Annotated in this window: 2 protein-coding genes and 1 pseudogene; all 3 read right to left on the reverse strand. The window is 73.6% G+C overall.

The features are described from left to right. Nucleotides 1-3,201, reverse strand: a 3,201-nt coding sequence (locus G3I65_RS51675; RefSeq protein WP_160703352.1) for a type I polyketide synthase, incomplete at its 3' end; no start/stop codon positions are given. Between the two features lie 246 nt (nucleotides 3,202-3,447). After that, on the reverse strand, nucleotides 3,448-4,242 hold the full coding sequence (locus G3I65_RS51680; protein WP_160703354.1) for a TIGR03084 family metal-binding protein: 795 nt from the start codon (nucleotides 4,240-4,242) through the stop codon (nucleotides 3,448-3,450). A 196-nt stretch (nucleotides 4,243-4,438) separates the two neighbouring features. Next, a pseudogene (locus G3I65_RS51685) lies at nucleotides 4,439-4,749 on the reverse strand (carboxymuconolactone decarboxylase family protein); the annotation flags it as partial.

Consider the following 4,749-nt stretch of genomic DNA (forward strand, 5'->3'; position numbering starts at 1 on the left):
CGGGGTCGCGAAGACCTGCCACTCGGCCTGCCCGGCGCCCGGCGTGAGGTCCGCCTTCGGCCGCGGCGCGGGCACGTACTCGACCGCGAACGGCCGGACCCACGGGCCGACACCGGGTGCCTCGCCGGCGCCCTGGTCAGTCGGCTTCGCCGTCTGCGCCAGCTCGTCGATCATCTCGGCGAGCTCACCGAGGCACACCGTCGCGAAGTTCGGCATGCCTTCCAGCGCGGGACGGCCCAGCGCCCGGGTGACGTCGTTGACCAGCTGCCCGACCGTGATCGACGACAGGTGCAGGTCGTCGAGCGGGTGGGTGTCGGCGGTGACGGCTTCCAGCGGCAGCTCGACGCGCTCGGCGGCGAGCTTGCGCAGCAGGTCCAGCGTCGAGCCGGACTCGCTGTCGGCGGACGCGGCGTCGGCCTCGGCGGCCTGCGCCTTCTCCGCGGCCAGCTCGGCGGCCAGCTCGCTGTCGATCGACGGCGCCGCCTCGCACGGGCTGGCCAGGAAGTTGAACACCCCGTCGGCGGGCAGGGCGCGCACGACGCGGCCCTCGAACAGCGCGTCCAGCGAAAGCTCGGCGCCCAGCGCGAACGCCGCGCCGACGACCCGCAGCAGCGCCTGCAGCGACGCGTTGTCCGTGTCGATCGCGAGCACCGGGGTCTCCGGCGCGATCTCCTCGAACAGCCCGGTCAGCACCCGGCCCGGCCCGACCTCGACCACCAGGTCGCTGCGCTCGGCCACCTTGGCGGCGGCTTCGCGGAAGCGGACCGGCAGCACGATCTGGTCGCGCAGCAGCTCCGACAGGTTCTCCGCCGCGTGCAGGACGTCGCCGCTCACGGTCGAGACGACCGGCCGCTCGAGGCGGGAGAAGGAGAACTCGCCCAGCTTCTCGGTCATCGCGTTCGCGGCGGGCTCGACCGCCGGCGAGTGGAAGGCGTGCGAGACCTTGATCCGGGTCGCGCCGACGCCCTGGGCCTTGGCCCGGGCGACGATCTTGTCGATCGCCGGGGCGGGCCCGGAGATGACGGTCTGCTCGGGCGCGTTGTAGCCGGCGATGACGACGTCGTCGCCCAGTCCGAGCTCCTCGACGCGGCTCGGCGAAGCCGCGATACCGGCCATCGCGCCGGTGCCGTCCCCGGTCGTCGTGGCCATCACCTTGCCGCGGACCTTCGCCAGCGCCAGCAGCCCGCGCTCGTCGAGCGCGCCGCCCCAGTGCAGGGCGGTCAGCTCGCCGAGGCTGTGGCCGGTGGCCGTCGAGGCCTCGATGCCGAACGAGCGCAGCACGCGCAGCGCGGCCAGCGAGCCGGTGACGATCCGGGGCTGCGCCACCTCGGTGGCGACCTGGTCGCCGCTGGCAGGCAGCCCGGCGGCGCGGTAGATCTCCTCGGCCGAGGCGAACCGGCGGCGCAGCGCGCTCTCGCCGCCGCGCCCGGAACCCTGGCCGGGGAACAGGTAGCCGATCTTCGGCGCGGTGCCGCGGCTGCTCGCGAAGATGCCGTCGGCGCTGTCGAAGACCGCGTCACCCGAGTCGAGCTGCTCCAGCAGCTTCGTCAGCTTCCGCTCGGCGTGCTCCGGGTTGGCCGCGACGACCGCGGCGCGCACCGCCTTGCCCGAGACCTCCTTCGCCAGCGTGGCGGCGAGGTCGGTCAGCTCGGCGAACGACAGCTTCGGCACGGTCTCCAGCACAGCGGCGACGTTCCCGCGCAGGGTGGCGAGGTCGTCGGCGTCGAACAGCAGCAGCTCGGCGTCCTGGCGGCCGGCGACCAGCGTGCGGGCGCGCTCGTCGAGCTCGCGGCGCCGCGGCGCGGTCGGGGCCTCGGTGACGGTGATGTGGGAGTTGATCCCGCCGAAGCCCATCGCGGAAACACCCGCGCGGACCGGCTGGTCCTCCGGCCACAGCGTCGCGTCGCGCGGGACGTACATCCGCGCCGAGGACCCGGTGAGCGACTCGTGCGGGTCGTGGTGGCCGGTGGCCGGCGGGATCACCTGGTGGTACACCGCCAGCGTGGCCTTGATCAGGCCGGCGACGCCCGCCGCGGCCTTGGTGTGGCCGATGTTGCCCTTGATCGTCGACAGCGCGGCCTGCTTGGCCAGCGGGTCGGCGTCGCGGCGGGCGGTGGACAGCGCCTCGATCTCGGTGGCGTCGCCCAGCGCGGTGCCGGTGCCGTGGCCCTCGAAGTAGGAGACGGTCTCGACGCCGTAGCCCGCGCGGTCGTAGGCGCGCTTGATGGCCAGCCGGTGCCCGGCCGCCTCGGGCCGGGTGATGCCGCCCTTGCCGTCGGAGGAGACGCCCCAGCCGCCGATCGACGCGTAGATCCGCTTGCCCTGCTCCAGCGCGTCGCTTTCGCGCATCAGGACCAGCATGCCCGAGCCCTCGCCGGGCCAGAAGCCGTTGGAGTCGGCGTCGTAGACCTTCATCTCGCGCTTGGCCAGCGCGCCGGTCTTGGCGAAGCCGATGACCTCGAACGGGTCGATCGACAGGTCGACACCGCCGGCGATGGCGAGGTCCAGGTCGCCCTGGACGAGCGCGTTGGCCGCGGTGACCACCGAGAGCAGCGAGGACGAGCAGGCGCCGTCGACGGTGTACCCGCCGCCGGCGAAGTCGAAGTGGTTGCAGACGCGGCCGGCGATCGTGTTCGCCAGGCCACCGGCGAGGGTGTCCTCGTTGATCTCCGGGAACGGCTCCTTGTACTGGACTTCGAGTTCCCGCAGGAAGTTCGCGGTCTCCTCGTCCTCCCAGCCGCGGGAGCTCAGCGCCGCCGCGACCGTGCGGCGCACGTACGGCCAGCGCAGCCGCATGATGTTGGCGCGGGAGAACTCACCGGTGAGGCTGTTGCCGATGACGACGCCGGTGCTCTGCCTCGGGGCGCCGTCGCCTTCATCGAACCCGGCGTCGGCGAGCGCCTGCGCGGCGACGTCGAGGGCGAGCCAGTGCGTCGTGTCGGTCGCCCGGAAGGTGCTCCCGGCGACCTTGTGCGCCACCCGGTCGAACTCGTAGTCCCGCAGCACGGCCGCCTTCTGCGCGTAGAAGCGGTCCGGCGCCTTCGGGTCGGGCGAGTAGTAGTCCGCCCGGTTCATCCGCTCGTCCGGCAGCCTGCGGAACGCCCGGCGCCCGGCCAGCACGTTTTCCCAGAGCTCCTCCGGAGAACTCGCGTCGGGGTACCGGAGACCGATACCGACGATCGAAATCCGCTCTACGCTCATGCCACCGCACTCCCACTGGCTCTCGAGCCCCGTATCACCGGGACCGTCAGGTCCCCGCTGTCCGCCGGTGCGGGGCTCGCGCCCCGCCCCCGGTCTGATTCCCCGGGCGGCAGCCGCCCGGTGCCCGTCCGCCGGGCGTTGAAGTCCAGCATCTCCCGGCCGGTGCGGACCGTCTTCTCTCTCCCTGCCCGCGGCGTGCACGTCAGCACGCTGGGACAAGGGACCCACACCGTCTACAATGGATTTTCAGGCGCCGAACTGGCCCGGCTTGCGGCCCTGGCCCGCCGGTCCGCGGTAGGCCTGGGCGATGTCCAGCCACTGGTCCGCCAGCGTGCCCTGCGCCCGCACGTCGAGGTCGTAGCGGTGCCGCCGCCGGGTGACCAGCAGGCAGAAGTCCGCCGCGCTGCCGGTGACGCGCTGGGTCGCGTCCTCGGGCCCGAACGCCCACAGCGCGCCCGAGGGCGCGGTGAGCTCGAACCGGAACTCCTCCGCCGGCGGCTTCAGGTTCCGCGCCTCGTAACCGAAGTCCCGGACGCGCACGGCGAACCCGACCAGGTGCTTGATCCGGTCGGTCCGCTCGCGGCGCACCCCGAGCGCGTCGGCGATGTCCTGGCCGTGGCCGAAGGCCTCCATCATCCCGGCGCACGCCAGCACGTACGGCGGCAGCGGGTTGACCAGCCACGGCACCAGCTGGTCGCCGGGCACGGCCGCGAGGGCCTTGATGCCCGCGTCCCGCTCGGCGCGCCAGCGCGTCAGCAGCACCTCGGCCGGGTCGTGGATGTAGTCCTCCAGCGCGGCGTTGACCGCGGCCTCGAAGCCGCCCTTGAGCGACTTCGTCATGGCGATGAAGGCTTCCGGCTGCGCGGCCGAGAGGCCGGCGATGCGGAAGATGAAGGCGAGGTGCCCGATCTGGTGCCGGACCGGCCAGCCCGGCGCCGGGGTGGGGGTGTCCCACTCCGCTTCGGAAAGGCCGGCGACGAGCGCGTCCACCTCGGCGGCCTCCGCGGTCAGGTCGGCGATCACGCCCGTGGTGTCAGTCACCTGTCTGTCCTCTCACCGATGCGACGTCTTCTCGTGAGCCGGCGGCCGCCGCGACGGGGCGGGGGTAAGGACGCCACCGCGCGGCGACCGCCGGTCCGGAGCAGATCGGCTGCCGCGCGAGGCGGCGGCGCGGTCCCGGGGAAACGTTGTTGTCCCGGTGCGGCACGCCCCGGCGGGCGATCTGACCTCCCGATCATCACCCGCGCCGACCTGCGGGGTCTTCTCTTGGCGGGCGGACCGGCAGCCGCTCACCGGCCGCCACGGCCGCCGTGAAAGCGGCCCACGACACCAGCTCCACCAGGCCCCGATCGGTCGCGTGGACGGCGGCGACGTCGTCCGCCCCGACCTGGTACGCGGCCTTGGCGGTGAGCAGCGCCACCCGGCCCGCAGCACGTTCCTCGGCCGGCAGTTCGGCGAGCACCGGCTCGACCCACGCGCGGCTCAGCCCGGGCGGTTTCCCGTCCCACGCCTTGACTTCCCGGCGGACGAGGTCCCGCACCCGCGTCG

Origin of the sequence: Amycolatopsis sp. SID8362 (genome assembly GCF_010550475.1) — a bacterium.
Lineage (GTDB): Bacteria > Actinomycetota > Actinomycetes > Mycobacteriales > Pseudonocardiaceae > Amycolatopsis > Amycolatopsis eburnea.